The sequence below is a fragment of the Pseudomonas sp. AC229 genome (assembly GCF_979254655.1).
This window is the reverse complement of sequence record NZ_CEEDHK010000010.1, coordinates 17,603-43,321: the sequence shown is the minus strand read 5'-3', so window position 1 is coordinate 43,321 and position 25,719 is coordinate 17,603. Positions and strand designations below refer to the sequence as shown.

The following is a 25,719-nucleotide window of genomic DNA, read 5'->3' as shown; positions in this document are numbered from 1 at the left end:
GAGCGAGAGTGAATTTATGAGCCTGAATCCAAGAGACGTGGTGATTGTCGACTTCGGTCGCACCCCGATGGGTCGTTCCAAAGGCGGCATGCACCGCAACACCCGCGCAGAGACCATGTCTGCGCAACTGATTACCGGCGTGCTGGCACGCAACCCGAAGCTGGATCCAGCTGAAGTGGAAGACGTGATCTGGGGCTGCGTAAACCAGACCCTGGAACAAGGTTGGAACATCGCGCGCATGGCGTCGCTGATGACCCCGATCCCGCACACCAGCGCTGCACAAACCGTCAGCCGCCTGTGCGGTTCGTCGATGAGCGCATTGCACACCGCCGCTCAGGCGATCATGACCGGCAACGGTGACGTGTTCGTTATCGGTGGCGTGGAGCACATGGGCCACGTCGGCATGATGCACGGCGTGGATCCAAACCCGCACCTGTCCCTGTACGCCGCCAAGGCCTCGGGCATGATGGGTTTGACCGCTGAAATGCTCGGCAAAATGCACGGTATCAGCCGTGAAGCGCAGGACGCATTCGGTGAGCGTTCCCACCGTTTGGCCCACAAGGCCACCGTCGAAGGCAAGTTCAAGGATGAAATCATCCCGATGCAAGGCTACGACGAGAACGGCTTCCTGAAGGTGTTCGACTACGACGAAACCATTCGTCCGGAAACCACCGTCGAAAGCCTGGCCGCATTGAAGCCCGCGTTCAACCCGAAAGGCGGCACCGTAACTGCCGGTACTTCGTCGCAAATCACCGATGGTGCTTCGTGCATGATCGTGATGTCTGCCCAACGCGCTCAAGACCTCGGCATTCAGCCGATGGCCGTGATCCGTTCGATGGCAGTTGCGGGCGTTGACCCGGCAATCATGGGTTACGGTCCAGTACCGTCGACCCAGAAAGCGCTGAAACGCGCCGGTCTGACCATCAACGACATTGACTTCTTCGAGCTCAACGAAGCTTTCGCCGCACAGGCCCTGCCAGTGCTGAAAGACTTGAAAGTGCTCGACAAGATGGACGAGAAGGTTAACCTGCACGGCGGCGCCATCGCCCTGGGTCACCCGTTCGGCTGCTCTGGTGCGCGCATTTCCGGCACCTTGCTGAACGTGATGAAGCAAAATGGCGGTACCTTTGGCGTGTCGACCATGTGCGTCGGCCTCGGCCAAGGCATCACCACCGTCTTCGAACGCATCTAAGGGAACGCTCGGCAACGAGCGGACTCCACATGCGAGGCGGTGAACAACCGGGGCCCTGTGCCCCGGTTTTTATTTTTGTCAGACCACGCTTTTATTTTTTACCGACATGAGGAAGCTTTGATGCACGTACAACCCGGCCTCTATCGTCATTACAAAGGTCCCGAGTACCGCGTGTTCGGTGTCGCGCGGCACTCCGAGACCGAAGAGGAGGTGGTCGTGTACCAGGCGTTATACGGCGAGTACGGCCTTTGGGTGCGACCGCTGAGCATGTTTACCTCCACCGTCGAAGTGGACGGCGCGACTATGCTGCGCTTTGCTCTGATCGAGGCCGAACCGGATCGCTTTGTGCGGCCTTGAGCTGGCATCAGACGTGATCCGCCCTTGACCTCGGCTTAGTCGCCACTATATATAGCGGTGCCGCGAAAGGCGGCCCCCGCCATTCAGTTCTCACATTCAGGAAATTTCCGATCCATGGGCAAATCGCTGGTCATCGTGGAATCCCCGGCCAAGGCCAAGACCATCAACAAGTATTTGGGCAACCAGTACGTGGTGAAGTCGAGCATCGGCCATATCCGTGACCTGCCTACCAGCGGTTCGGCCAGTGCAGCCAAAGAGCCAGTCAAACGGGGCAAGGCTGCTGCAGCCGAAGCGCCGGTGCTGAGCGCCAAGGACAAAGCCAAGCGCCAACTGGTGGCGCGTATGGGCGTCGATCCGGAGCATGGTTGGAAAGCCAAGTACGAAATTCTTCCTGGCAAGGAAAAGGTCGTCGAAGAGCTGCGCCGTCTCGCCAAAGATGCTGACACCATCTATCTCGCAACCGACTTGGACCGCGAGGGGGAAGCCATTGCATGGCACCTGCGCGAAGCCATCGGCGGCGACGACAGCCGCTACAAGCGCGTGGTGTTCAACGAGATCACCAAGAAGGCCATTCAGGAAGCGTTCTCCAAGCCGGGCGAGTTGGACATCAACCGCGTCAACGCTCAGCAAGCACGGCGCTTCCTCGACCGTGTTGTGGGTTACATGGTTTCGCCGCTGCTGTGGGCAAAAATCGCCCGTGGCCTGTCCGCTGGCCGCGTGCAGTCGGTTGCCGTGAAACTGGTGGTGGAGCGTGAGCGCGAAATCCGTGCGTTCAACCCTGAAGAATATTGGGAAATTCACGCTGACCTGGGCACCGCTAAAGGCGCGAACGTCCGCTTTGAAGTGGCCCGCGAAAACGGCGAAGCGTTTAAGCCGCTGAACAAGCAGCAAGCCGATGCCGCGCTGGCCAAGCTGAAAAGCTCCAGCTACAGCATCGTCAAACGCGAAGACAAACCGACCAGCAGCAAGCCGTTGGCACCGTTCATCACGTCCACCTTGCAGCAGGCCGCGAGCAACCGCCTGGGCTTCGGCGTGAAGAAAACCATGATGATGGCCCAGCGTCTGTACGAGGCTGGCTACATCACTTATATGCGTACCGACTCGACCAACCTCTCGGCCGATGCCGTGACCATGGTTCGCGATTTCATCGAAGGCGAGTTCGGCAAGAAATACCTGCCGGCCAAGCCGAACGTGTACAGCAGCAAGGAAGGCGCCCAGGAAGCGCACGAAGCGATTCGTCCTTCTGACGTCAACCTCAAGCCGACCCAGCTGTCGGGCATGGAGCGCGACGCCGAGCGTTTGTACGAACTGATCTGGCGCCAATTCGTGGCCTGCCAGATGCCACCGGCCGAATACCTGTCCACCACCGTCAGCGTCAAAGCCAGCGAATTCGAACTGCGCGCCAAGGGCCGCATCCTCAAGTTCGACGGTTACACCCGCGCCATGCCGCAAATCAGCAAGCCCGGCGATGACGATGTGCTGCCCGACATGAGTGAAGGCGAAGCGCTGAAGCTGATCCAGCTTGATCCGAGCCAACACTTCACCAAGCCGCCGGCACGCTACTCCGAAGCCAGCCTGGTTAAAGAGATGGAAAAACGTGGCATCGGTCGTCCTTCGACCTACGCAGCGATCATCTCCACCATCCAGGAACGCGGCTATGTGGCGTTGCACAACCGTCGTTTCTACTCGGAAAAGATGGGCGACATCGTTACTGAACGCCTGAGCGAAAGTTTCTCCAACCTGATGGACTATGGCTTCACCGCCGGCATGGAAGAGAACCTTGACGACGTCGCCCAGGGCGAGCGCGAGTGGAAAAACGTGCTCGATGAGTTCTACGGCGACTTCAAGAAAAAACTCGAAGTGGCCTCGGAAAGCGACAACGGCATGCGCGCCAACCAGCCGACGCCTACCGATATCGCCTGCCGCGAGTGCGGCCGGCCGATGATGATTCGCACGGCCTCGACCGGCGTGTTCCTCGGTTGTTCGGGCTACAGCCTGCCGCCGAAAGAGCGCTGCAAATCGACCATCAACCTGATTCCCGGCGACGAAATCGCCGCTGATGACGAAGGCGAGTCGGAATCGCTGGTTCTGCTGGGCAAACACCGTTGCCCGATCTGCAGCACCGCGATGGATGCTTATCTGCTGGACGAATCCCGCAAGCTGCACATCTGTGGCAACAACCCGGATTGCGCCGGCTACGAGATCGAGCAGGGCAGCTACCGCATCAAAGGCTACGAAGGGCCGAGCCTGGAGTGCGACAAGTGCGGCAGCCAGATGCAACTGAAGACCGGCCGTTTCGGCAAGTTCTTCGGCTGCACCAACCCCGAGTGCAAGAACACCCGCAAATTGCTGCGCAGCGGCGAGCCAGCACCACCCAAAATGGACGCGGTGAAAATGCCGGAGCTCAAGTGCGAGAAGGTGAACGACACCTACGTACTGCGCGACGGCGCCAGCGGCTTGTTCCTTGCCGCCAGCCAGTTCCCGAAAAACCGCGAAACCCGCGCGCCGTTGGTGCTGGAGTTGATCCCGCATAAAGACGAGATTGATCCGAAGTACCACTTCCTGATGTCGGCGCCGAAGAAAGACCCGGATGGTCGTCCCGCGGTCGTACGCTACAGTCGCAAGACCAAAGAGCAGTACGTGCAAACCGAAGTGGAAGGCAAGCCGACTGGCTGGCGTGCGTTCTACGACGGCAATGCCTGGAAAGTCGAAGACAAGCGTTAATCTCTAGCACGCGCGCCAGTTTCGGCTGGCGCGCGTATGGTGAGTCTGTCTGCCGTGGAGGGTGCCGCAATGGCCCATGAACTCTATACCCGCACCAATCAAAAACTATTCTTCGCCGGTTTGTCGCTGGAAGCCTGGCGTCGTGCCGAGGAAGGCCAGGCGGTTAACGCACCGGCGCTGATTCTGGCTGAGCGCGAGGCGTGCCTGTTTCATCTATATGGCGCGCTGCTCGGTCTGTGCCACGAAGTGGCCGGCTATTACCGCTTCGATGAGGTCAACGTGCCTCGCGTTGAAGCAATTCTGATGCCGGCAGTGTTGAACGCTACGCCGAGCCCGGAATTGGCGGAGCTGGTGGAATTGGCCCAGCAGTCGGAAACCTGGCTCGCGCAAATGGTCAGCGCCTACCAGGCATTGTTCCTGCCGCCCAAAGCGCCCGCGAAGGCCAAAGTGGACCCGACGCTACCGTTGATCGAAGCGTACAGCCTGGATGAAGAGCAGCCGCTGCTGCCTCGAGCCGAACTGGAAAGCTGGCGTCAGCACCTGAAAACCCTGGCTTTGCGCTTTCGGGAAACCTTGAGCGAGTGCTGAGTTTTTCTGGCCGTTGCGTCAAGTGAATGGATGGCTGGGCTAGGGAGAGGGCCGACGGGCTGATACACTGCCGGCCTCACGTGGAGATTTAAGTTTATGCCTACATCCTTTCTAGAAATTGTCGAGTTGCCCGACGGGCGAATTGCCCTGCGTCGCGCCGAGGATGAAGAGGCGTTGGTGGTATTGGATTTCTCGGCGGATGCGAAGGCATTCCTTCAAGGCCACCACGTTGAAGTGGCCAAAGCCATGCTCAACGTCGGCGTACAAATGGCCGGCCGCTTGGCAGAAGGCGACTTTGAAAAAGACGAAGGCCCGCGCGTTCTGCACTGATTGCTGAGCCGAACCCAGCCCCATAAAAAAAGGCACCTGATCAGGTGCCTTTTTTTATGAGGTTGGGAACGAAGCGCATGCAGGTGGGTTGATCAGGGACTGCGCGGGTAAAACATCGCGGCTATTCGAAAAGCCGCCCAGTCGCCGCTACAAAATATCGCACGTTGAAAACCCAGCGGTTGGCTTACCCAGTGCGGCGCAGTCCAACCCAGTCCAGCAGACGTCCACTAGCCCAAGCTGATGTTCAAGCTCTGCGCTTTACCGGTGCGCGCTGCCGTGGCGAGCTGGTCGCGGGCAGGGCGGTGCAGCGGATGCAGCCAGCTCACCACCGTGTGGCTGCGGCCCAGTCGCAGCGCTTCGCAGGCCAGCTCCAGCGGGCTTTGCCCCGAGCGCGGTTGCAGCAACAAAATGCGTTCGCGGTTCAGGCCAGCATCGCGCAGCCAGGCTTGAGTAAGGCTGGCAGGCGGGGCGATCAAGGTCAGCCAGCGAGCGTCTTGCTCTTGGCTCAGTTCGCGCAGGATCGGTGCCAGCAGGTGCAGGCAGTTTCCGGCAGCGCCACGCAGCGACAGTTCGCTGAATGTCTCTGGTTCTGGCTCTTCGAACCAACCGGTTTCAACGATATCGGTCAACAACGGCGCCGACGATTGCGTCAGGAAGGCGTCGAACAATGGCAGTTGGGAACGGTCCAGCGCTTGTGGGAACTGCATACAGCCTCCTCAGCGGCGAATAACGCCGACACTCAATCCTTCGATCACCAGATCCTGTTCGGTCAGGTCGATCTCGATGGGGGCAAACTCGGGGTTTTCGGCGATCAACCAGACCTTATCGCCTTCACGCTTGAAGCGTTTCACCGTCACCTCATCGTCGATGCGTGCCACCACAATCTGGCCGTTGCGGGCCTGTTGGGTGGTGTGCACGGCTAGCAGATCGCCGTCGAGGATGCCGACGTCTTTCATACTCATGCCGCGTACACGCAACAGATAGTCGGCGCGAGGGTGGAAAAACTCGGGGTTTATACGGCAAGATTCCTCGACATGCTGCTGCGCCAGAATGGGCGCACCGGCTGCGACGCGTCCGATGATGGGCAGGCCCGTTTCTTCGTCGCTGCTCGGTTCGAAACCGGGAATGCGAATGCCACGGGAAGCGCCGGGCGTCATCTCGATAGCGCCTTTACGCGCCAGGGCCTTCAGGTGTTCTTCCGCAGCATTGGGCGATTTGAACCCAAGCTGTTGCGCGATTTCAGCGCGGGTGGGCGGGTAACCGTTGTCTTCAAGGCATTGCTTGATGAAGGCGAGAATCTCGGCTTGGCGTGGCGTGAGTTTGAGCATGTCCGGTCTCTGTCTTTTTATACAGTGACTGGGATTATATACAGTGATCGGCGCTTGGCAATGCTTCTGTGCGTTGCGGGTGCAAAGTTTCTCCTTTCATTAGAGAAATTCGTAGGCGAAAGTGATAGTTACAGCGCAACGTGACTGCTCAGCCAAATTACGGTTACTGCGACTTGACAACTTCACCGCTTGAAACGTATGTTTCAAACAAGTGTTTGTCAGGTGATTCCCATGGCTCAGTCAGAAACAGTCGAACGCATTCTGGATGCCGCAGAGCAGCTCTTTGCGGAAAAAGGCTTTGCCGAGACATCTCTTCGTTTGATCACCAGTAAAGCTGGGGTCAACCTGGCCGCTGTGAATTACCACTTCGGTTCCAAGAAAGCGCTGATTCAAGCGGTGTTCTCCCGCTTCCTCGGTCCGTTCTGCGCCAGCCTTGAGCGCGAGCTGGACCGCCGCCAAGCCAAGCCTGAGAGCAAAGCCAGCCTTGAAGAGCTGCTGGAAATGCTGGTGGAGCAAGCCCTGGCGGTGAAGCCGCGCAGTGGCAATGACCTGTCGATTTTCATGCGTCTGTTGGGCCTGGCTTTCAGTCAGAGCCAAGGCCATTTGCGTCGTTATCTGGAAGACATGTACGGCAAGGTGTTCCGTCGCTATATGCAGCTGGTTCACGAAGCGGCGCCGCGTATTCCGCCGATTGAGCTGTTCTGGCGCGTGCATTTCATGCTCGGCGCGGCGGCGTTCAGCATGTCGGGCATCAAGGCGCTGCGGGCGATTGCCGAGACCGATTTCGGCGTGAGCACCTCCATCGAGCAGGTCATGCGCTTGATGGTGCCTTTCCTTGCCGCTGGCATGCGCTCGGAAACCGGTGTTACCGACGACGCCCTGGCCAGCGCCCAGCTGCGCCCGCGAACCAAAACTTCCGCGTCGGCGCCCCAGCCGAGCAAGGTATAAAACCGGCAAATCGCCTGCTGCCAGCAGCGGGCGTGATCGGCTAAGCTTGCCGCCCATGACGATCCTCGACTCGCTGCACATTTCCATCGCCGACCAGCTGCTCTACGGGTTTGCCGCAGGGCGCCTGGTGTTGCGTCTGCCTGTTTCCACCGCACTGAATGGAGCAGGGGAGCAGAACGGTTCGAACTGCACGCCGCGTGGCCTGCACCAGATTCGCGCGAAAATCGGTGATGGTTTGCCCTTGGGCGCGGTGCTGCGGGGTCGGCGCTGGACTCAGGAAATCTGGTCCGCCGAACTTGGCGCGCAATTCCCAGGCCGCGATTGGATCCTCACCCGCATTCTCTGGCTCAGCGGCTGCGAGCCGGGCGTTAATCGCCTCGGCCCGGTCGATACTTTCCGCCGCTACATCTATTTACACGGCACGCCCGACAGCGAGCCCATGGGCGTGCCGCTTTCCCATGGTTGCATTCGCCTGCGCAACACTGATGTGCTGGAACTCTTCGCGCGCGTGCCTCTTCATTGCCCGGTAAAAATTGACGAAGCCGCCTGCCCGCAGTGGGCAACGGCCGCTCTCAGCTAAGGATTTGTTATGACTGTTGGCCTGCAAGGCTCATTGATGCTGGATATCGGCGGCACCTGGCTGACTGCTGAAGACCGCCAGATTCTGCGTCAGCCCGAAGTGGGCGGCCTGATTTTGTTCGCCCGCAACATCGAAGACCCGCGCCAAGTGCGTGAGTTGTCTGCGGCCATTCGTGCCGTGCGCCCGGACCTATTGCTGGCCGTCGACCAAGAGGGCGGGCGCGTCCAGCGTCTGCGCCAAGGCTTTGTGCGCCTGCCGGCCATGCGCGCGGTCGCCGACAACGCCAACGCCGAGCGTCTGGCTGAGCAGTGCGGTTGGCTGATGGCTACTGAGGTGCTGGCGGTAGGGCTCGACCTCAGCTTTGCCCCCGTTCTGGATCTGGATTACCAGCGCAGTGCTGTAGTGGGCAGCCGTTCGTTCGATGGCGATCCAGCCCGTGCCGCGCTGCTGGCGGGCGCCTTTATTCGCGGCATGAACGCCGCCGGCATGGCCGCCACGGGCAAGCATTTTCCCGGCCATGGCTGGGCCGAAGCTGACTCCCACGTGGCCATCCCCGTGGATGAGCGCAGCCTGGACGATATCCGTGCCAATGACCTGCAGCCCTTCGCCCGCCTTAGCAAGCAATTGGCTGCCGTGATGCCCGCCCATGTCATTTACCCGCAAGTAGACGATCAGCCGGCGGGCTTCTCGCGTCGCTGGTTGCAAGAGATTCTGCGCGGCGAATTGCAGTTCGACGGTGTGATTTTCAGCGACGACCTGTCCATGGCCGGTGCACACGTGGTCGGCGATGCCGCCAACCGAATTGAGGCCGCATTGACTGCCGGTTGCGACATGGGCCTGGTGTGCAACGACCGCGCCGCCGCTGAGCTGGCGTTGAGTGCGTTACAGCGCCTGCGCGTAACGCCGCCCACGGGCTTGGCGCGTATGCGTGGCCAAGCCGTTTCCAGCACTGATTACAAACAGAACCCGCGTTGGTTGCAGGCCGTGGGTGAATTGCAAGCGGCACAGCTCATCTAGGCCAGGCCTTCTTTCCCAGGAAATCGACATGACCGTTTTCGCAATTATTGGTGGTACCGGCCTGACCAAACTGGAAGGTCTGACCATCAGCGCCGTGCTGAACATCGAGACGCCCTACGGCGCGCCGTCTGCGCCGATCTTGCGGGGCAATTATGCCGATCGCGAAGTGCTGTTTCTTGCCCGCCACGGTCACCCGCACCGCATTCCACCGCATCAGGTGAACTACCGCGCAAACATTTGGGCGCTCAAACATGCCGGCGCCGACGTGATCGTCGCGGTGAACGCGGTGGGTGGCGTTCATGCCGCCATGGGCACCGGTCATTTTTGCGTGCCGCATCAGATCATCGATTACACCCATGGCCGCGAGCACACCTTCTTTGCCGGTGAGCTGGAGCACGTCACCCACATCGACTTCAGCTACCCCTACAACGACATCCTGCGTGACCAACTGATCGAAGCCTTGGCTGCCGAAGGCGTGGCCTACAGCAGTCACGGCGTGTACGCCTGCACCCAGGGGCCGCGGCTGGAAACCGTGGCGGAAGTGGCGCGCTTGGAGCGCGATGGTGCCGACATCATCGGCATGACCGGTATGCCCGAAGCGGCCCTGGCCCGCGAGTTGGAAATGCCCTATGCCTGTTTGGCCCTGGTGGTGAATCCGGCCGCCGGCAAAAGCCACGCGATCATCACTATGGCTGAGATCGAGCGTGCGCTGGACAACGGCATGGACAAGGTGCGCGCTACGTTAGCGCGCGTATTGGCCGGCTAAGGCGTCGCAGCAGTCGCCCTGTAGGAGCCAGCTTGCTGGCGAAGGTGCGGGCACCGTCTGTAATGTGCGTGTGCGTTGTTCGCCAGCAAGCTGGCTCCTACAGAATCGCGGGATGACGCAAGCCGTCTGCAATGCAGCTAATCTGCAAACAACCCCGCAATATTCCTCAGGTTGTTTGAACGGATGTCAGGGAACCGGCATCCATGCTCTAGCTTTATGACTGGTTCAATCGGAGGACTCGAGATGAACAGTGCCGCAGTTGATGAGCACGCCTTTCGCCGAATGCTGACCCGTAACCTGGCTTTGCCCATAGGTTCGGGCGTCCTGGGTACGGGGCTGTTTATCGCCCTGGTCGCCTACCTGCTGTATGTCCTCAGTTGGGTCGAGCACACGGATCAAGTGATTGCCCAAGCTAATGAAGGGTATCGGCTGACGATCGATCAGCAAGCCGGGCTGCGTGGGTACCTCATTGCTGGTGAAACCGAGGTATTGGCGCCGTATGAAGAGGCGCGTAGCCGAATCGGCAGTCATATGGATGGCCTCAAGCAATTGGTCGCCGACAACCCCGCGCAGCTGGAACGGGTGCGCGATATTCAGGACTTGCAGGAGCGCTGGGCCGTAATGGCCGCCGACCTGATCAAGCAGCGCCAAGCCACCAACGCGCCGCCAGCTTCGGTGAAAGTGGCCGGCGGATCGTTGATGACCGCCATCCGCAAACAATTCGCCGATTTCATTGCCACCGAGCAGCAACTTCGCCATGACCGCAACGAGCGGGCCAGCTTCATGGCGATTCTAACCATCAGCCTGTACGCGATATTCAACCTGTCATTCAGCGGCATTCTGGCGTTTTTCGGCCGGCGTGAATTGGTCCGGCTGTCGCGGTTTTACAGCAGCTTGTTGAAGCAGCGGGAAGTTGTAAACGAGCAGTTGCAGCAGCAGGCCTGGCAGCGCGAAGGCCAATCGCAACTGGCTGAACGCATCATCGGTCAGCCCAACACCGCCTCTATCGGCATGACCGCGCTGACGTTTCTGGGGCATTACCTGGATATGGTTGTCGGCGCGTTTTACGTGCGCCAAGACCACGGCAAATTGGAGCGAGTGGCGGACTACGGTTTTGATGCCGAGCACCAGGCCGCGCCGCAGTCATTCAGCGACGGCACCGGCTTGGTTGGCCAAGTGGCGGTTGAGCGTCGCGCCCGGGTTATACCGGGGCTCAACGCTGGATATTTGAAGGTCAACTCCGGGCTGGGGCAGGACACGCCGATGGCGGTAATGCTCGCGCCGATTCAGAACAATGGTGACGTCAACGGTGTGCTCGAACTGGGCTTTATGCGCGAGCTTAGCGAGCGCGAGCAAACCTTTGTGCAGTCGATTACCGATGGCCTCGGCACGTCCATCGACGTGGCGCGGTATCGCCAGCGCCTGCATGAGTCGCTGCACGAAACCCAACAGCTCAATGAAGAATTGCAGGTTCAGCAGGAGGAGCTGAGAAGCGCCAACGAAGAGCTGGAAGACCAGTCGCGCCTGATTCAGGAGTCGCAGGTCAATCTGGAGCAGCAGCAAGCCGAGTTGGAGCAAACCAACGACCAGCTCAACCAGCAAACCCAGTTCCTCACCCGCCAGCGCGATGAGCTAGACGAGCGCAACCACGCCTTGGCCCAAGCCCGCGCGGAACTGGAACAGCGCGCCGCTGAACTGGAACGCGCCAGCACATACAAATCTGAATTCCTGGCCAACATGTCCCACGAGTTGCGCACGCCGCTGAACAGTTCGCTGATTCTGTCGCGGCTGTTGGCAGACAACGCCAAGGGCAATCTCGACGAACAACAAACCAAGCACGCCGAGCTGATTTATTCCTCCGGCAAAGACCTGCTGGCTTTGATTAACGACATTCTCGACTTGTCGAAAGTCGAGGCCGGGCACCTGGAAATTCGCCCTGAAGAAACCTCGCTGAAACGCTTGGCCGATGGCCTGGAGCGGTTGTTCCAGCCGCAAGCGGCAGAGAAAGGCCTGCACTTCGACGTGCGTGTGGCAAGCGATGCGCCCGTGCATTTTGTCAGCGATGCGCAGCGCGTTGAGCAGGTGGTGAAAAACCTGCTCTCCAACGCCTTCAAATTCACCAAGTCTGGCAGCGTCAGTTTGCGCATCGAACCGGCTGGGGCCGGCGTGGCCTTTGTGGTCAGCGACACGGGCATCGGCATCAGCCCTGAACAACAAGGCGTCATCTTCGAGGCCTTCCGCCAGGCCGATGGCAGCATCAATCGGCACTTCGGTGGCACCGGGTTGGGGCTGTCCATTTCGCGCAATCTCGCCGAGGTCTTAGGCGGGCACATTTCGGTGCAAAGCGAGGCGGGCAAAGGCAGCCAGTTCACACTCTGGCTGCCGCTCAACTATGCCGAGCCGGTGGCGGGGCGCGCGCTCGATGTGGGGCGTCTGTTTATTAACAGCGAGCCTGCGAGGCGGACCGCAGCCAGCGACAGCAACGTTGCCGAAGCCACTCGAAACGAGCCACCGGCCCGCCCGCAAGCGCACTTCCCGGACGACCGCCACAAGCCCGACATGCCCGGCCGCTGCGTGCTGGTGATTGAGGACGAAGTGAAGTTCGCGCAAATTCTGTTCGACCTTGCGCACGAGCTACATTACCGCTGCCTGGTGGCCCACAGCTCAACGGAGGCCTACGAACTGCTGGCCGTTAACCAACCGGACGCCATTTTGCTGGACATGCGCTTGCCCGACGAACCTGGCTTGTCGCTGCTGCAACGCCTGAAAGAAGATCCGCGCACGCGGCATATTCCCGTGCACGTGATTTCCGCCGACGATCGCACCGAACTGGCGCTGCATCTGGGCGCCGTCGGCTATGCGCAAAAGCCGACCACCCGCGAGTCGCTGGTTGAGGTGTTCTCATTGCTTGAGGCGCGCCTGACCCAGAAGGTGCAGAGGCTGCTGATCGTCGAGGGCGACGCCCGGCAGCGCGACAGCATCGCCCAACTGGTTGATGACCTCGACATCGAAGTGACCGCTGTTTCCCATGGTGAGCAGGCCCTGGCGCTGCTGCACCAAACCCCGTTCGATTGCATGGTCATCGACCTGGAACTGCCGGACATGCACGGCAACGAACTGCTGACGCGCATGGCCAACGAGCACATTGACGCCTACCCGCCGGTGATCGTGTATGTGTCTCGCCCGCTCACACGCGGCGAAGAAGAGAGCCTGCGCAAGCATTCGCGGTCGATCATCATCAAAGGTGCACGCTCACCGGAGCGTTTGCTGGACGAAGTGACGCTGTTCCTGCACAAAGTCGAAAGCCCCAACGGCCATTCACGCCGCTCGCCCAACAAGGGTGCCGTGAACCGCGATGAGGTCTTCCAGAATCGCCAGGTGATGGTGGTGGATGACGACATGCGCAACGTTTATGCATTGATCAGTGCATTGGACGAGAAGGGCGTGACCGTCATCAGCGCCGGCAATGGGCAGGAGGCGCTGGACAAGCTCGACGAGAATCCGCACATCGACTTGGTGCTTATGGACGTGATGATGCCGGTAATGGACGGCTACGAGGCGACGCGCCGCATTCGCCAGGATTCGCGCTTTACCAAGCTGCCGATTATTGCCGTGACGGCCAAGGCCATGAAGGACGACCAGGAGCAGTGCTTGAAAGCCGGGGCCAGCGATTACCTGGCCAAACCGCTGGATCTGGAGCGATTGTTTTCGTTGATTCGGGTGTGGTTGCCGAGATCGGATATGGGCTGAGGGTTTGCCGTCCAGCCAACGCCCCAGGCGTGACCGGGGATTTGTCGGCGAACTGGCAAACGACTCGGTTCGGCTCCCTCTCCCGCGAGCGGGAGAGGGTTGGGGTGAGGGTAGGCTGTTGCGCGGCGCAGGCTTGGCCGCTCAGTCCGACACTCTGGATCCCCGCCTGCGCGGGGATGACGGAGGTTGGGGTGGCGAACTTCGTCACTAAGCGCAGTTACTCCGCCGCCTTCGCCTCACTTACCGCCCGCTTGGGCTTGGGTGCAAACTTCGCGGCCAGGCGCATCGAGCCCACTACCAGGCGCTGGTACAGCGACGGCAGCAGCCGTTGCATCCCGTCCAACGCCCAGGCATCGGCACCAATTAAGATGCGTCGGTTATTGCGCAGTACGCCGCGCAGAATCACCTGCGCCGCTTTGTCCGGGGTGGTGCGCAGCAGTTGGTCGTTGAACTGTTGGCGCGCCTGGTCGGCGGCCTGGCCGGTGACGCTGCTGAGGCTGTCGTTCATGCGTGCGGTCTTGGCGATATTGGTTTTGATCCCGCCCGGGTGCACGCAGCTGGCCGACACCGCGCCGCCGGCCATATCCAATTCCTGACGCAACGATTCAGTAAATCCGCGCACGGCAAACTTGGTGGCGTTGTAGGCGCTCATGCCGGGCTGGGAAAACAAGCCAAACACGCTCGACACGTTAATGATGTGCCCGTCACCCGAGGCTTTCAGATGCGGCAGGAAGGCTTTGCTGCCGTACACCACGCCCCAGAAGTTGATGTTCATGATCCATTCGTAGTCGGCGTAGTCATTGCCTTCCACCGTGCCGCCCTGGGCGACGCCGGCGTTGTTGAACACCAGGTTGACGCGGCCATGGTCGAGCACCACCTGATTGGCCCAGGCATGCACGGCGTCGCGGTCGGCGACATTGACCTGATTGTCGGTAACAGTAACGCCGAGGGTGCGCGCCGTGGCGGCAGTTTCAGCCAGGGCTTCGCTGTTCACGTCGGCCAGAGCCAAATGACAGCCCTGACGGGCGAGGGCGTAGGCCAGCGCGCGGCCGATACCAGAACCCGCGCCAGTGATGGCGGCCACTTTGTTTTCAAAGGACTTCATGCTGCCACCTCGCTGGTTTGCGCCACGGTTGGCAAATAGCCTTGGGCGGGATGCGCCGGCTGGGCGCGGTTGAAATGATAGGCCGCCGGGTCGAAGTTGCGCGTCAGCAGACGGAAGCGCCAGGTGAAGCCCGGCCACACCGTGCAGTTACGGCCGCTGACCGGGTGTAAGTACCAGCTCATGCAGCCGCCGGCGTTCCACACGGTTTTTCCCAGTTGGCCCTGAATTTTCGCGTTGAAGCGGTCTTGCACGTCGCGCTTCACTTCCAGGCTTTGCAGGTTGCCTTTGTCCAGCACCTTCAGGGCGCCCAGCACGTAGTTAATCTGCGACTCGATCATGTACACCATCGAGTTATGGCCCAGGCCGGTGTTCGGGCCCATAAGGAAAAACAGGTTAGGGAAACCGGCCGTCAGCGTGCCTTTGTAGGCCTGTGGGCCTTCGGGCCAGGTGTCGAGCAGGTCAACGCCTTCGCGACCGAAAATCACGCCACGGGGCATGGGGTCGCTGGGGGTGAAACCGGTGCCGAAGATGATCGCGTCAATAGGCCGCTCTTTGCCGTCGGCGGTCACGATGCTGTTGGCGCGAATCTCTTGAATACCGTCGGTGATGACATCGACGTTGGGCTGGGTCAGCGCCGGGAAGTAGTCGTTGGAGATCAGCACGCGCTTGCAGCCCATGGTGTAGTTAGGCGTGACTTTGGCGCGCAGCACCGGATCTTTGATCTGCTTGTTGATGAACGCTTTGCCCACCCATTGCGCCGCTTTCATGATGCGCGGCAACAGGGCGAAACCAATCACGCGGCTTTCCAACATGGCGTAAATCACGCCGCGCCAGATTTTTTGTGCGAGCGGGAAACGCTTGAAACGGTCGCGCTCTTTGTCGCTGATGGCGCGGTCTGGTTTGGGCATGATCCATGGGGCGGTGCGCTGGTAGAGATCAAGCTGCCCGACCTGTTTCTGAATACGCGGTACGAATTGGATGGCTGAGGCACCGGTGCCGATCACCGCGATGCGCTTGCCGGTCAGGTCGTACTCGTGGTCCCACTGCTGGGAGTGGAAAACCTTGCCAGTGAAGCGTTCGAGGCCGTTCAGGTGCGGAATCGACGGCGTGGAAAGTGCGCCCATGCCGGACACCACGAACTGCGCGGTGTAGTGGTTGCCAGCGGTGTCGTGAATGCGCCACAGCTCGGCTTGATCGTCCCAGCGCATGCCGGCGACTTCAGTTTGCAGCAAGGTGTTGTGCTGCAACCTGTACTTTTCCCAGCAGCCTTCCAGATAGCTTTTGATCTCTGGCTGGCGGGCGAACATGCGCGTCCATTGCGGGTTGGGCTCGAAGGAAAACGAGTAAAGGTGCGATTGCACGTCGCAGCCACAACCGGGGTAGTTGTTGACGCGCCAGGTGCCACCGACGCCGGCTTCCTTTTCGAACATGAGGAAATCGTTGTCGCCTTGCTGCTTCAAACGAATGGCCATGCCCAGCCCGGAAAAGCCGGTACCGATGATGGCGATTTTGGTATGCCGCACGGCGCCGGGCGTGGCGTCGGCAGGTGTGGCATTTGCGGGTGAAACGGCAGGTTGTGCGCCCATGAACAAGCTCCTGTTATGATTGTTGTCGCTGTCTACAGTTGTCTACTTCAGCAACACTGCTACTGTGTTTCGGACGTATACAGTCGTATACCTTGGTGTTATGTATACACCCGTATACCGAAAACTCAACCCAACCTTCCGTAGGGCGACGCGCTGCGATGACCACACCGGCCGAACCAACCGCCACAAAAACCGTTACCGCTCAGGGCAAGCGCCTGCTGCTGGACGCCGCGTTACGTCTGGCGGCGGTCAGTCGAAGCTTGAGCGGATTGGGCCTGCGCGAACTGGCGCGCGAAGCCGGTTTGAATCCGAACACCTTCTACCGGCACTTCAAAACCGTGGACGATCTGGGCCTGGAAATGATTGCCGAGATGGGCGCACACATCCGCCAGCCGCTGCGCGACTTGCGCTTCGAAGCGGCCGAGCGGGCAGGCCAGGACGCAGAGGTCAAACTGGTGTTCGGTGTCGACCTGCGCCGTGGGCAGCGGGTTTGCCGGGAAACCGTAGAGTTGTTCTTCGACTACGCCGCGCAAAACCCGCAAGCCTTTATCGTCGGTGTGCGTGAGTTGCATGGCAGCTCTAAGCCGCTGCGCGATGCGCTCGAACAGATGATGGAAGCCTTTGCTTTGGACATGGCCGAAGACTTGGAGAAGCTGCAACTGCTGCCGAATCTGGAACCTTCGGCGGTGCGCCAGGTGTCGTCGATGATCAGTCGGCAGTTGTTTCAGCAGTCGTTGGATTACATCGAACAGGTCGACCGCCGGCCCGCAATCTGTGCTGAAGCACAGGCGCAGATTCTGATGATGTTTGCTGGCGCGACGGTGTTGCAGGCGGTGGGGGAGTTGCGGTTGAGCGGTGATTGAAGCCCTGACGAAAAACGTTCCCTCTGCCCGCTTGCGGGAGAGGGCTAGGGAGAGGGTTTAGATCTTCGCAACAAAACCCTCTCCCCAACCCTCTCCCGCAAGCGGGCAGAGGGGGCCGATTGGCGATAGGTGGACGGAAGCGTTAACCACTAAACCCCAACCGATCCTTCCAACGTTGCTCCAGCACTTTGGTGTCGTGGTCGAACGGGTGGAAGCCGGGGCGGTAGTAGTCGAGGTACGGCAGAATCAGCTTGGTCAAAAAGCCGTTGCGCAGGCTGAACAGGGTGCGCAAACCACGGCCCCAGCTACGCAGGTTGAACAGCTGACGGTCTTTGCGCAGCAGGTGCATTTGAAACCATCCGATGACGCCGAAGAAAATTACCGTCGAGATCGCCATCATCGCCACGCGCGTGAAGTAACCACCGCCTACCGCTTGGTAAGCGTCGTAGCACACGGCTTTGTGCTCATTCTCTTCAATCGCGTGCCACATCCACAGCTGGTACATCTTCGGATCGTCGATCTGCGTGGTCAGGTCTTCGCGTAGCAGCAACTGCTGGGCCATGGTCGCGGTGAAGTGTTCCAGGGCGCAGGTGGCGGCGAGGCGCTGTTTCTTGGTGGTGATTTTGGTTACCCACTCCAGCAGCACTTTGATGCGCAGCTCGAGTTTTTCCAGGTTGATATCGTGCTTGGCGGCGTATTCGTTGTAGGTCGCATGCTCTTTAGAGTGCATGGCTTCCTGGCCGATGAAGGCGCTGATGTCTTTCTTCAGCTGCGGCTCGGTGATGGTGTCGCGCACGGCACGCACGCTGTCGACGAAAAACATCTCGCCATAGGGGAACAGTGACGACAGGTTGTTCATGAAGTGGGTCATGAACGGGTCGCCGCTCCACCAGTATTTTTCAGTTTGCGAGAAGCTGAAGTCCATGCGCCGCACGGGAAAGCTGGCGTTGGGTTTGGTCATTTTGGAAGGCGTTGGAATCGCGTTCATAAAGGCTCCGGGGATCGCCGGCGGCGATCTCTTGTTGTTGTACGGCTTGGGCGGAATCACTGGTTGCTATCACAGCCGATTGCTTTCAATGATTGGCCCAAGCTGACAACACGAACACCCAACCTAAGTGCAGCGCCCCGGGCAACAGGGTTGACCGGGGCGCGCGCAGGTAACAGGTGGAGCCCGACGTTTAGCGGTCGGAGAGAGCGAAGCTGGTGAGGCAGAAGGTGGAGATGCCGGCGTCTTGCAACTTTTGCGAACCGCCGAGTTCTGGCAAATCGATAATGGCCGCCGCTTCGAACACCGTGGCGCGCATGCGTCGAACCAGTTTCGTGGCCGCCAGCAGCGTGCCGCCCGTGGCGATCAGGTCATCGAAAATCAGCACCGAGTCGCCTTCACACAGACTGTCGGCGTGCACTTCAAGAAACGCTTCGCCGTATTCGGACTGGTAGCCCTCCGCCAATACGTCAGCCGGTAATTTGCCTTGCTTGCGAAATAGCACGAGCGGCTTGTTCAAGGCGTAGGCGATGATCGAACCGATGAGAAAACCGCGCGCATCCATGGCGCCGATGTGGCTGAAGTCTGCTTCGACATAACGCTGAACGAAGCTATCAGCGACCATGCGCATGGCCTTGGGTGACTGGAAAAGCGGGGTGATATCGCGAAAAATCACGCCGGGCTTCGGAAAGTCCGGCACGGGGCGAATCAGGGATTTGATGCTGAAGTCGTCGGAGATCATCGCGGGGGCCTGCTAGCGTGGCAAAGGCGCGATTCTAACAAGCCGCGCGCGCTGTTTACTCGTCGAGATTGCCGCCTGCGAGGGCGCACAGCTGAGCGGCGTCGAGAATCTGCACTTCCTTGCCGTCGGCGGCGATCAGATTGCTCTGCTGAAACCGAGTGAAGACCCGCGACACCGTCTCCACCGCCAGGCCCAGGTAATTACCGATTTCGTTGCGCGACATGGCCAGGCGGAACTGGTTGGCCGAGTAGCCGCGCGCGCGGAAGCGGGCGGACAGGTTGACCAGAAACGAGGCGATTCGCTCGTCAGCGGTTTTCTTCGAGAGCAACAGCATCATTTGCTGATCGTCGCGAATTTCCCGGCTCATGATGCGCATCAATTGGCGACGCAGTTGCGGCAATTGCAGCGACAGGTCGTCCAGTTTTTCGAAGGGAATTTCACACACCGTAGTGGTTTCCAGCGCTTGCGCGGAGTTGGGATAAGACTCCTCGTCCATGCCCGACATGCCCATCAGCTCGCTTGGCAGGTGAAAGCCGGTGATCTGCTCATCGCCAGCATCGGAGACGCTGAAACTGCGCAAGGCGCCGGAGCGGACGGCGAACACCGACGTGAAGGGGTCGCCCTGGCGAAACAGAAATTCGCCTTTCTTCAGGGGCCGACCGCGTTTGACGATATCGTCCAACGCATCCATGTCTTCCATATCCATCGACAACGGCAGGCACAAACCGCTGAGGCTGCAATCTTTGCAATGCACGGCCGGTAGGCCGCGGGCTTTAATCATTTCACTCATTGCGAGGGATCCTTAACTGGCCAAGCACGTACAAAGCGTAAGGGTATCAGCTTAGGACATAGACGGGCCATGCGCCTAAAGTTCGCCGGCCTCTCGCCGACATCCTTGTGTCGCTACAAGGGAGAAGGGAAATGTTGCCGATCAACAGCAGCACGGTCATCGGCCATTTGGCTCAACAAGTTGCCGCCAAGGTGGCGCGCGATCCGGATGCGCCGGCAGACATGCAAACCGCCTTGGAAAGCATCAAAGTGACCCTGTCGGAGCGGGCTAAGCAAATCAGCGAGGCCGGTGAAAAGAACAAAGACATCGATGAAAGCAGCCTGCCGGACAACGTGAAGCAGGCGCTAAAAATGATCCGCGAATTGCGCCAGCAACTGGCCGAGAAACAGGCTGAGCTTCAAGCGCTGATGGCCGATCAGGAGCTTACGGACGAGGAAAGAATGCAGAGAGCCCAAGGCCTGCAGAGTGAAATTGCCTCGCTCAACGGGGCCATTTCCACTGCCAACGGCGCGCTGCTTCAGGCCATTCATGACGCGGCCTTGTCGCCGGATCAACTACAGGAAATGTCCGGTTTGATGATGGCGTGATTCGCCAATCAATGATGCATCGCGTGGCCCATTAGCCACGCTTGGTGCGGGCCTGGCAGGGTCCACAGCCCAAACACAATCACCAACACACCACCGGCGACCCGCACGTTGCGCTTGCGCAGCACAGCGGTGAGGCGTTCTGCCGCCATGCCGGTGGCCAGCAGCACCGGCCACGTGCCCAAGCCAAACGCGAGCATCAGCAAGCCACTGTTTAGTGCATTGCCCTGGCTCGCCGCCCACAGCAAGGTGCTGTAGACCAACCCGCAAGGCAACCAACCCCACAGCGCGCCGAGCAGCAAGGCGCGCGGCACACTCGAAACCGGCATCAAGCGGCTAGCGAATGGTTGGATATGACGCCATAAGCCGCGTCCCAACGCTTCAATTCGCGTAAGACCGCTCCACCATCCGGCCAGATACAAGCCCATGGCGATCAGCAACAGCGCCGCGATAATCCGTAACACCATCACTGCCGGGCTGTTGGCCACGGCCCAGCCCGCCATGCCGATCAGCAAGCCTGCGCAGGCATAACTCAGGATGCGGCCGAGGTTATAGGCCAGCAGCAAGCGAAAGCGCCGGCTGCGTTGTTCGGGCGGAATGGCAAGCGTGAGCGCGCCCATCAAGCCGCCGCACATGCCCAGGCAATGCCCGCCGCCAAGCAGACCGAGAATGACGGCCGACACCAATAAGGGGGCTAGCTCAAGCACGGGGCGGTTCCTGCTCGTCTTGGTCGGGGTCGCTGTGGCCGCTGGCCTGGTCGACGCCCGCCAGGTGATTGGGGTCCTGGTCGTCAAACAGAATGCTGTGTGCCGGGCCGTCGAGGTCGTCGTATTGGCCGCTGTCGACTGCCCAGAAAAAGATGTAAATACACACCGCGACGATCATCAGCGCGATTGGAATCAACACGTACAAAGCGGGCATAAAAGCTCCGAGTGCGAAGGGGCGGTCAGGCGACGGCTGCAGGTTGCGGCGTGGCGCGATGACGGGTCAGGCGCAGGGCGTTAAGCACCACCGTAAGCGAGCTGATCGACATGCCCACTGCGGCCCAGACCGGCGTTACCCAGCCCAGGGCGGCAAAGGGCAACATGAGGCCATTGTACAGGCAGGCCCACAGCAGGTTCTCGATGATCACATGACGTGTACGGCGGGCGAGGGTGAAAGCATGTACCAGTGCGTCCAGGCGATTCGATAACAGCACCGCGTCGGCGCTTGTTTTCGCAAGGTCGGTGGCCGAGCCCATGGCGACACTGATATCCGCCGCGGCAAGCACCGGCACGTCATTGACGCCATCGCCAAGCATCAACACTTTTCGTCCTTGGCCATGCAGTGTTTGCAGCATTGCCAGTTTGTCGTCCGGGCGAAGGCCGCCATGGCTTTCGTCGATGCCCAGTTCCGCCGCCACACTGCCGACCATCGGTGAGGTGTCGCCAGAGAGCAGCAACGTTTTCCAGCCCCGCGCCTTGCAGGCGGCCAGCAGAGCAGGGGCATCAGCCCGCAACCGGTCGTCGAGCACAAACCAGGCGATTGGCCCTGCGCTATCGCCCAGAAGTAGCCATTGCCCGGCTTCGTCGGGCATGAGCGGCGCGGGTTGTCCACTCAACTGTGCGACAAAGTCAGCGCGGCCGATGCGCAGCCGTCGACCATTTACGGCGCCCTCTAAACCAAGGCCTGGCATGCTGACCACGTTTTCTGCCGCCGCCGGGGCGCGGCCGAAGGCACGGGCAATCGGGTGCTCGGAGTGGTTTTCCAAGGCTGCGGCCAGAGCCAGACAGGCATCGTCGCTTTCACCGTTTAACGCACGGATCGCACGCAGGGTCAGGCGGCCCTCCGTGAGCGTTCCGGTCTTATCGAAAATCACCGTGTCGATCTGGTTGAGGCCTTCCAATACGTGGCCGCGTGTCAGCAGCAGACCCAACTTGTGCAGCGTGCCGGTAGCGGCAGTCAAGGCGGTAGGGGTTGCCAGGGACAGCGCGCAGGGACAGGTGGCAACCAGCATGGCCAGTACCACCCAAAACGCGCGGCTTGAATCCAGGTGCCACCACACCGCGCCGATCACGATTACCGCCAATAGCGTTGCCAGCAGAAACCATTGCGCCGCGCGGTCGGCCATTTCTGCCAGTCGCGGCTTGTCGGCCTGGGCGCGGTCAAGCAAACGGACAATCGCTGAAAGGCGAGTGTCCGGCCCCAAGGCCAGCACCTCCACCTGTAGCGGGCCTTCTACGTTCAGCGTGCCAGCGGTGACGTGGTCGTCCACGTCACGGGGCCGCGGTAGGTATTCGCCGGTCAGCAGGGATTCGTCGACGCTCGATTGGCCCTGGGTAATGCGGCCGTCTGCCGGCACTACGGCGCCTGGCTGAATCAACACGTGGTCGCCCAGTTGCAGTTCACGCAGCAGAATGCGCTCGCTTTGGCCGTCGGCGTCCAAGCGCAAACACGAGGCCGGCAGCAGGTTGACCAGTTGCGCAGTCGCCGCCGCCGTGCGCTGGCGGGCGCGGCGTTCAAGGTAGCGGCCAGCCAACAGGAACAGTGCGAACATGCCGACCGCGTCGAAGTACAGTTCGCCAACGCCGGTGATCGCGGTCCAGATACCCGCCACATAAGCGCTGCCAATGGCCAGCGAAACGGAAACATCCATGGTCAGATGTCGGGTGCGCAAATCGCGGAAAGCGCCTTTGAAAAACGGCGCGCAGCTGTAGAAAACAATTGGCGTGGTCAGGAACATCGCCACCCAGCGCATAATTTGGTGCAGTTCAGGGCTCAAGTCGATATTGAATTCGGGCCAGGTGGCCATGGTCGCCATCATGGCCTGGAACCACAGCAGGCCGGCTACGCCCAGTTGCCGTAAAGTCAGGCGATTCTCGGCGGCCAACTGCTCGGCTGCCCGATCGGCTTGGTACGGGTGGGCCGCGTAGCCAATGTGGCGTAACTCGCTGAGCAAGGCGCTGAGCGGTAATTGGCTGTCTGCCCAACGTACTTGCAACCGGTGGTTCGACAGGTTGAGACGGGCTTCGGCGACGGCGGGCAATTGCCTGAGGCGATGCTCGATAAGCCAGCCGCACGCTGCGCAGCTGATGCCTTCAAGCAATAAGGTGGTTTCGGCGAGGTCGGCCTGATGGTGGACAAACGCTTGTTGCACATCGGCGCGGTCGTATAGCTCTAGCTCGTCCTGCAACTGCTGCGGCAACGCTTGCGGGTTAACCGACGCTTCGCTGCGATGGCTGTAATAACTTTCCAGACCGCCCGCAACAATTGCCTCCGCTACCGCCTGGCAACCGGGGCAGCAAAATTCGCGGCGCTCGTTAAGCACGGTCGCACAAAAACGACTGCCGGCGGGAACCGGCAGGCTGCAGTGGTAGCAGGGAAGGAGAGCGCTCATTCAGCGGGTCGACTATGGCTTAGCGCTGTTCTGCTTCGGCGCCAGGAATCGGTTCGTCGCCCAGTTTCAGCTCAACGCCAGGGCCGACTTTTTCTTCCTCGAACAAGCGCCAGGTTTGCTCGCCTTGCTGTCCGAGCAACTCAACGAACCGGCGTCCTTCGACGGCTTCCGGCAGTTGCCCGATGTAGCGATTCGGTTCGCTGCTGCTGCGCTTGAGCGTCAAGTGGCGATCTTTCTCGGCTTGGGTCGGAGAAATCAGGTTCATTTCAATGGTGTCGGGACGGCTGTCGCCGGTGAGGATCAAGCTGACTTCGCCGGTCACCTCATCCAACTGGGCACGCGCTTCGAGGTGCAAGTCTTTGGCCAGGCGCTCGCGATCAAGCGAGCGGCTGATGCCTTTGCCAGCCTCGTAGTAGTTGTCAGTAACCAGCGTGTCCTGACCCTCTGCGGCGATAAAGACCATGTGCATCGTCAGGCCCACCGAGGTGGCCAACATGCCAATGATGATCCAGGGCCACATGTGTTTGTACCAGGGACTGCTTGCTGTTGCGGGCATTGATCTAGGACTCTCTTTAATCATTGGCCCCGCTCGACGGGGTGTCCGGGCGGGGCGCTAGTGTAAGCAGCAATCGGCTCAGCGCATATGCGGGCCAATGAAGCGGCTCTTCGTTTCGATGTGGGTGTCCGGGTCGTCGGCGCTTTCCAGCACGAAAATGACTTCATTTGTGCTTGATGGCAGTTTTTCAGGCGCCACCGACAGTTCAATTGGCTGGGACACGATTTCGCCCGCATCAACGGTGAACTCGCGCTTGCCAGCCAACTGCAGGTCATCCAGGCCTTTAGCGCTCAGAACGTAGGTGTGCGCGTGCTGGTCCTTGTTCATTATTTTCAGGTTGTAGACGTTTTCGATGCGGCCCTCGGCGTTTTCGCGGAACAGGACACGGTCTTTGCTGACATCGAAACCGACCAGCGGACGCAGTACGAAGGCCGTGGCGAGCAGGCCCATCATGGCCATTAACGCAATTGCGTAGCCGATCAAACGCGGCCGTACCAAGTGGGTTTTCTGACCCGAGAGGTTGTGTTCGGTGGTGTAGCTGATCAGGCCGCGCGGGTACTCCATCTTGTCCATGATGGTGTCGCAGGCGTCGATACAGGCGGCGCACCCGATGCACTCGATTTGCAGGCCGTCGCGGATGTCGATGCCGGTTGGGCAGACCTGTACGCACATAGTGCAATCGATGCAATCGCCAAGGCCTTCGGCTTTGTAATCCGCATTCTTTTTACGCGGTCCACGACGTTCGCCGCGACGTGGGTCGTAGGAAACGATCAGCGTGTCTTTGTCGAACATCACGCTCTGAAATCGTGCGTAAGGGCACATGTAAATGCACACCTGTTCGCGCAGCCAACCGGCGTTTCCGTAGGTGGCCAGGGTGAAGAACCCGACCCAGAAATAGGCCCAGCCGTCCGCTTCGCCGGTAAAAAATTCAATGGTCAGATCGCGTATTGGAGAGAAGTAGCCAACGAAGGTAAGGCCAGTCACGAAGCCGATTAACAACCACAAGCTGTGTTTGCTGAATTTGCGCAGAAATTTGTTGGCGCTCATCGGCGCTTTGTCGAGTTTCATGCGTTGGTTGCGGTCGCCTTCGGTGACTTTTTCGCACCACATGAAAATCCAGGTCCAGACACTCTGCGGGCATGTGTAGCCGCACCAGACGCGCCCGGCAAACACCGTGATGAAGAACAAGCCGAACGCGCTGACGATGAGAATGCCGGAGAGCAGGATGAAATCCTGAGGCCAGAAGGTTGCGCCGAATATGTAGAACTTACGTTCCGGCAGGTTCCACCAGACGGCCTGATGGCCAGCCCAGTTAAGCCATACGGTGCCGAAGTAGAGGAGGAAAAGGCCGGCGCCACCAAGCATGCGCAGGTTGCGGAAAAAGCCGGTAAAAGCGCGGGTGTAAATTTTTTCCCGGGAGGCATAGAGCTCTACGGATTTATCCGCAGGTTTGGAAGACGGAGTGATGTCTTGAACCGGAATCTGCTTACTCATCGATACGTACCACGGCAGTGGAGAAAGCCTCGTCGATGCTTGCCGACGGAGGTCAAAG

General features: G+C 60.0%; 24 protein-coding genes. 12 read left to right on the top strand and 12 right to left on the bottom strand.

Annotation, left to right across the window (positions count from 1 at the left end):
• Positions 1-16: 16 nt before the first annotated feature.
• From fadA to AC0IW7_RS14925, 5 genes are all read left to right on the top strand, one after another.
• Positions 17-1,192: an acetyl-CoA C-acyltransferase FadA gene (gene fadA / locus AC0IW7_RS14945; protein ID WP_122495407.1), complete on the top strand. Its 1,176-nt coding sequence runs from the start codon at positions 17-19 to the stop codon at positions 1,190-1,192.
• 120 nt (positions 1,193-1,312) lie between these two features.
• A complete protein-coding gene (locus tag AC0IW7_RS14940) occupies positions 1,313-1,549 on the top strand; it encodes a DUF1653 domain-containing protein (protein ID WP_122495409.1) in 237 nt (78 codons plus the stop codon).
• Positions 1,550-1,663: 114 nt separating this feature from the next.
• Positions 1,664-4,273: a type I DNA topoisomerase gene (gene topA / locus AC0IW7_RS14935; RefSeq protein WP_471819048.1), complete on the top strand. Its 2,610-nt coding sequence runs from the start codon at positions 1,664-1,666 to the stop codon at positions 4,271-4,273.
• Positions 4,274-4,342: 69 nt separating this feature from the next.
• Complete coding sequence (locus AC0IW7_RS14930) at positions 4,343-4,861, top strand: DUF6586 family protein (RefSeq protein WP_471819046.1); 519 nt, start codon at positions 4,343-4,345, stop codon at positions 4,859-4,861.
• Positions 4,862-4,957: 96 nt separating this feature from the next.
• Complete coding sequence (locus tag AC0IW7_RS14925) at positions 4,958-5,191, top strand: hypothetical protein (protein WP_110614760.1); 234 nt, start codon at positions 4,958-4,960, stop codon at positions 5,189-5,191.
• 227 nt (positions 5,192-5,418) lie between these two features.
• Here the strand turns inward: AC0IW7_RS14925 and sulA are convergent, their stop codons facing one another.
• Both sulA and lexA read right to left on the bottom strand, forming a co-directional pair.
• Entirely contained in the window at positions 5,419-5,898 is a 480-nt protein-coding gene (gene sulA, locus AC0IW7_RS14920) for an SOS-induced cell division inhibitor SulA (protein WP_122495415.1), read from the bottom strand.
• Positions 5,899-5,907: 9 nt separating this feature from the next.
• A complete protein-coding gene (gene lexA / locus AC0IW7_RS14915; RefSeq protein ID WP_463382968.1) occupies positions 5,908-6,519 on the bottom strand; it encodes a transcriptional repressor LexA in 612 nt (203 codons plus the stop codon).
• A 231-nt stretch (positions 6,520-6,750) separates the two neighbouring features.
• Here lexA and AC0IW7_RS14910 point away from each other — a divergent pair, with 231 nt between their 5' ends.
• The 5 genes from AC0IW7_RS14910 to AC0IW7_RS14890 all read left to right on the top strand — a co-directional run bounded on the left by AC0IW7_RS14910 (position 6,751) and on the right by AC0IW7_RS14890 (position 13,580).
• Positions 6,751-7,467, top strand: a complete 717-nt coding sequence (locus AC0IW7_RS14910; protein WP_471819043.1) for a TetR/AcrR family transcriptional regulator — start codon at positions 6,751-6,753, stop codon at positions 7,465-7,467.
• 55 nt (positions 7,468-7,522) lie between these two features.
• Complete coding sequence (locus AC0IW7_RS14905) at positions 7,523-8,047, top strand: L,D-transpeptidase family protein (protein ID WP_471819041.1); 525 nt, start codon at positions 7,523-7,525, stop codon at positions 8,045-8,047.
• Positions 8,048-8,068: 21 nt separating this feature from the next.
• Positions 8,069-9,064, top strand: a complete 996-nt coding sequence (nagZ, locus tag AC0IW7_RS14900; protein ID WP_471819255.1) for a beta-N-acetylhexosaminidase — start codon at positions 8,069-8,071, stop codon at positions 9,062-9,064.
• Positions 9,065-9,092: 28 nt separating this feature from the next.
• Positions 9,093-9,830: an S-methyl-5'-thioinosine phosphorylase gene (locus AC0IW7_RS14895; RefSeq protein ID WP_471819039.1), complete on the top strand. Its 738-nt coding sequence runs from the start codon at positions 9,093-9,095 to the stop codon at positions 9,828-9,830.
• A 243-nt stretch (positions 9,831-10,073) separates the two neighbouring features.
• Positions 10,074-13,580: a response regulator gene (locus AC0IW7_RS14890; protein WP_471819037.1), complete on the top strand. Its 3,507-nt coding sequence runs from the start codon at positions 10,074-10,076 to the stop codon at positions 13,578-13,580.
• Positions 13,581-13,797: 217 nt separating this feature from the next.
• Here the strand turns inward: AC0IW7_RS14890 and AC0IW7_RS14885 are convergent, their stop codons facing one another.
• Positions 13,798-14,685, bottom strand: coding sequence for an SDR family NAD(P)-dependent oxidoreductase (locus tag AC0IW7_RS14885; protein ID WP_471819035.1), 888 nt, complete (start codon positions 14,683-14,685; stop codon positions 13,798-13,800).
• On the bottom strand, positions 14,682-16,271 hold the full coding sequence (locus tag AC0IW7_RS14880) for a flavin-containing monooxygenase (RefSeq protein WP_471819033.1): 1,590 nt from the start codon (positions 16,269-16,271) through the stop codon (positions 14,682-14,684). The genes AC0IW7_RS14885 and AC0IW7_RS14880 overlap by 4 nt, the downstream gene beginning before the upstream one ends.
• Positions 16,272-16,429: 158 nt before the next feature.
• Between AC0IW7_RS14880 and AC0IW7_RS14875 the strand changes: the two genes are divergently transcribed.
• Entirely contained in the window at positions 16,430-17,134 is a 705-nt protein-coding gene (locus AC0IW7_RS14875) for a TetR family transcriptional regulator (RefSeq protein WP_471819031.1), read from the top strand.
• Positions 17,135-17,276: 142 nt separating this feature from the next.
• Here AC0IW7_RS14875 and AC0IW7_RS14870 read toward each other — a convergent pair whose 3' ends face one another.
• The 3 genes from AC0IW7_RS14870 to fnr form a co-directional block, all read right to left on the bottom strand.
• Positions 17,277-18,095, bottom strand: a complete 819-nt coding sequence (locus tag AC0IW7_RS14870) for a metal-dependent hydrolase (protein WP_471819253.1) — start codon at positions 18,093-18,095, stop codon at positions 17,277-17,279.
• Between the two features lie 217 nt (positions 18,096-18,312).
• Positions 18,313-18,861: an adenine phosphoribosyltransferase gene (locus AC0IW7_RS14865; protein WP_471819029.1), complete on the bottom strand. Its 549-nt coding sequence runs from the start codon at positions 18,859-18,861 to the stop codon at positions 18,313-18,315.
• Positions 18,862-18,916: 55 nt separating this feature from the next.
• Positions 18,917-19,651: a fumarate/nitrate reduction transcriptional regulator Fnr gene (gene fnr, locus AC0IW7_RS14860; RefSeq protein ID WP_122450594.1), complete on the bottom strand. Its 735-nt coding sequence runs from the start codon at positions 19,649-19,651 to the stop codon at positions 18,917-18,919.
• Positions 19,652-19,782: 131 nt separating this feature from the next.
• On the opposite strand from fnr, the gene AC0IW7_RS14855 reads away from it, so the two are divergent.
• Complete coding sequence (locus AC0IW7_RS14855; protein ID WP_471819028.1) at positions 19,783-20,238, top strand: hypothetical protein; 456 nt, start codon at positions 19,783-19,785, stop codon at positions 20,236-20,238.
• Between the two features lie 8 nt (positions 20,239-20,246).
• On the opposite strand, the gene AC0IW7_RS14850 is transcribed toward AC0IW7_RS14855, so the two are convergent.
• The 5 genes from AC0IW7_RS14850 to ccoG form a co-directional block, all read right to left on the bottom strand.
• A complete protein-coding gene (locus AC0IW7_RS14850; protein WP_471819026.1) occupies positions 20,247-20,942 on the bottom strand; it encodes a sulfite exporter TauE/SafE family protein in 696 nt (231 codons plus the stop codon).
• Positions 20,935-21,156 carry a cbb3-type cytochrome oxidase assembly protein CcoS gene (ccoS, locus tag AC0IW7_RS14845; protein ID WP_471819024.1) on the bottom strand — a complete coding sequence of 74 codons (222 nt, stop codon included), beginning with the start codon at positions 21,154-21,156 and terminating at the stop codon, positions 20,935-20,937. Before ccoS ends, AC0IW7_RS14850 begins: the two co-directional genes overlap by 8 nt.
• Positions 21,157-21,181: 25 nt before the next feature.
• A complete protein-coding gene (locus AC0IW7_RS14840) occupies positions 21,182-23,611 on the bottom strand; it encodes a heavy metal translocating P-type ATPase (RefSeq protein ID WP_471819022.1) in 2,430 nt (809 codons plus the stop codon).
• A 19-nt stretch (positions 23,612-23,630) separates the two neighbouring features.
• Positions 23,631-24,167 carry a FixH family protein gene (locus AC0IW7_RS14835; protein ID WP_122495449.1) on the bottom strand — a complete coding sequence of 179 codons (537 nt, stop codon included), beginning with the start codon at positions 24,165-24,167 and terminating at the stop codon, positions 23,631-23,633.
• 78 nt (positions 24,168-24,245) lie between these two features.
• Positions 24,246-25,661: a cytochrome c oxidase accessory protein CcoG gene (gene ccoG, locus AC0IW7_RS14830; protein WP_471819020.1), complete on the bottom strand. Its 1,416-nt coding sequence runs from the start codon at positions 25,659-25,661 to the stop codon at positions 24,246-24,248.
• Between the last annotated feature and the right edge of the window lie 58 nt (positions 25,662-25,719).

Bases quoted from the DNA above. Each gene is read 5' to 3' on its own strand.
- fadA (WP_122495407.1), top strand. From the start codon at position 17: ATGAGCCTGAATCCAAGAGACGTGGTGATTGTCGACTTCGGTCGCACC.
- AC0IW7_RS14940 (WP_122495409.1), top strand. From the start codon at position 1,313: ATGCACGTACAACCCGGCCTCTATCGTCATTACAAAGGTCCCGAGTAC.
- topA (WP_471819048.1), top strand. From the start codon at position 1,664: ATGGGCAAATCGCTGGTCATCGTGGAATCCCCGGCCAAGGCCAAGACC.
- AC0IW7_RS14930 (WP_471819046.1), top strand. From the start codon at position 4,343: ATGGCCCATGAACTCTATACCCGCACCAATCAAAAACTATTCTTCGCC.
- AC0IW7_RS14925 (WP_110614760.1), top strand. From the start codon at position 4,958: ATGCCTACATCCTTTCTAGAAATTGTCGAGTTGCCCGACGGGCGAATT.
- sulA (WP_122495415.1), bottom strand. From the start codon at position 5,898: ATGCAGTTCCCACAAGCGCTGGACCGTTCCCAACTGCCATTGTTCGAC.
- lexA (WP_463382968.1), bottom strand. From the start codon at position 6,519: ATGCTCAAACTCACGCCACGCCAAGCCGAGATTCTCGCCTTCATCAAG.
- AC0IW7_RS14910 (WP_471819043.1), top strand. From the start codon at position 6,751: ATGGCTCAGTCAGAAACAGTCGAACGCATTCTGGATGCCGCAGAGCAG.
- AC0IW7_RS14905 (WP_471819041.1), top strand. From the start codon at position 7,523: ATGACGATCCTCGACTCGCTGCACATTTCCATCGCCGACCAGCTGCTC.
- AC0IW7_RS14895 (WP_471819039.1), top strand. From the start codon at position 9,093: ATGACCGTTTTCGCAATTATTGGTGGTACCGGCCTGACCAAACTGGAA.
- AC0IW7_RS14890 (WP_471819037.1), top strand. From the start codon at position 10,074: ATGAACAGTGCCGCAGTTGATGAGCACGCCTTTCGCCGAATGCTGACC.
- AC0IW7_RS14885 (WP_471819035.1), bottom strand. From the start codon at position 14,685: ATGAAGTCCTTTGAAAACAAAGTGGCCGCCATCACTGGCGCGGGTTCT.
- AC0IW7_RS14880 (WP_471819033.1), bottom strand. From the start codon at position 16,271: ATGGGCGCACAACCTGCCGTTTCACCCGCAAATGCCACACCTGCCGAC.
- AC0IW7_RS14875 (WP_471819031.1), top strand. From the start codon at position 16,430: ATGACCACACCGGCCGAACCAACCGCCACAAAAACCGTTACCGCTCAG.
- AC0IW7_RS14870 (WP_471819253.1), bottom strand. From the start codon at position 18,095: ATGACCAAACCCAACGCCAGCTTTCCCGTGCGGCGCATGGACTTCAGC.
- AC0IW7_RS14865 (WP_471819029.1), bottom strand. From the start codon at position 18,861: ATGATCTCCGACGACTTCAGCATCAAATCCCTGATTCGCCCCGTGCCG.
- fnr (WP_122450594.1), bottom strand. From the start codon at position 19,651: ATGAGTGAAATGATTAAAGCCCGCGGCCTACCGGCCGTGCATTGCAAA.
- AC0IW7_RS14855 (WP_471819028.1), top strand. From the start codon at position 19,783: ATGTTGCCGATCAACAGCAGCACGGTCATCGGCCATTTGGCTCAACAA.
- ccoS (WP_471819024.1), bottom strand. From the start codon at position 21,156: ATGCCCGCTTTGTACGTGTTGATTCCAATCGCGCTGATGATCGTCGCG.
- AC0IW7_RS14840 (WP_471819022.1), bottom strand. From the start codon at position 23,611: ATGAGCGCTCTCCTTCCCTGCTACCACTGCAGCCTGCCGGTTCCCGCC.
- AC0IW7_RS14835 (WP_122495449.1), bottom strand. From the start codon at position 24,167: ATGCCCGCAACAGCAAGCAGTCCCTGGTACAAACACATGTGGCCCTGG.
- ccoG (WP_471819020.1), bottom strand. From the start codon at position 25,661: ATGAGTAAGCAGATTCCGGTTCAAGACATCACTCCGTCTTCCAAACCT.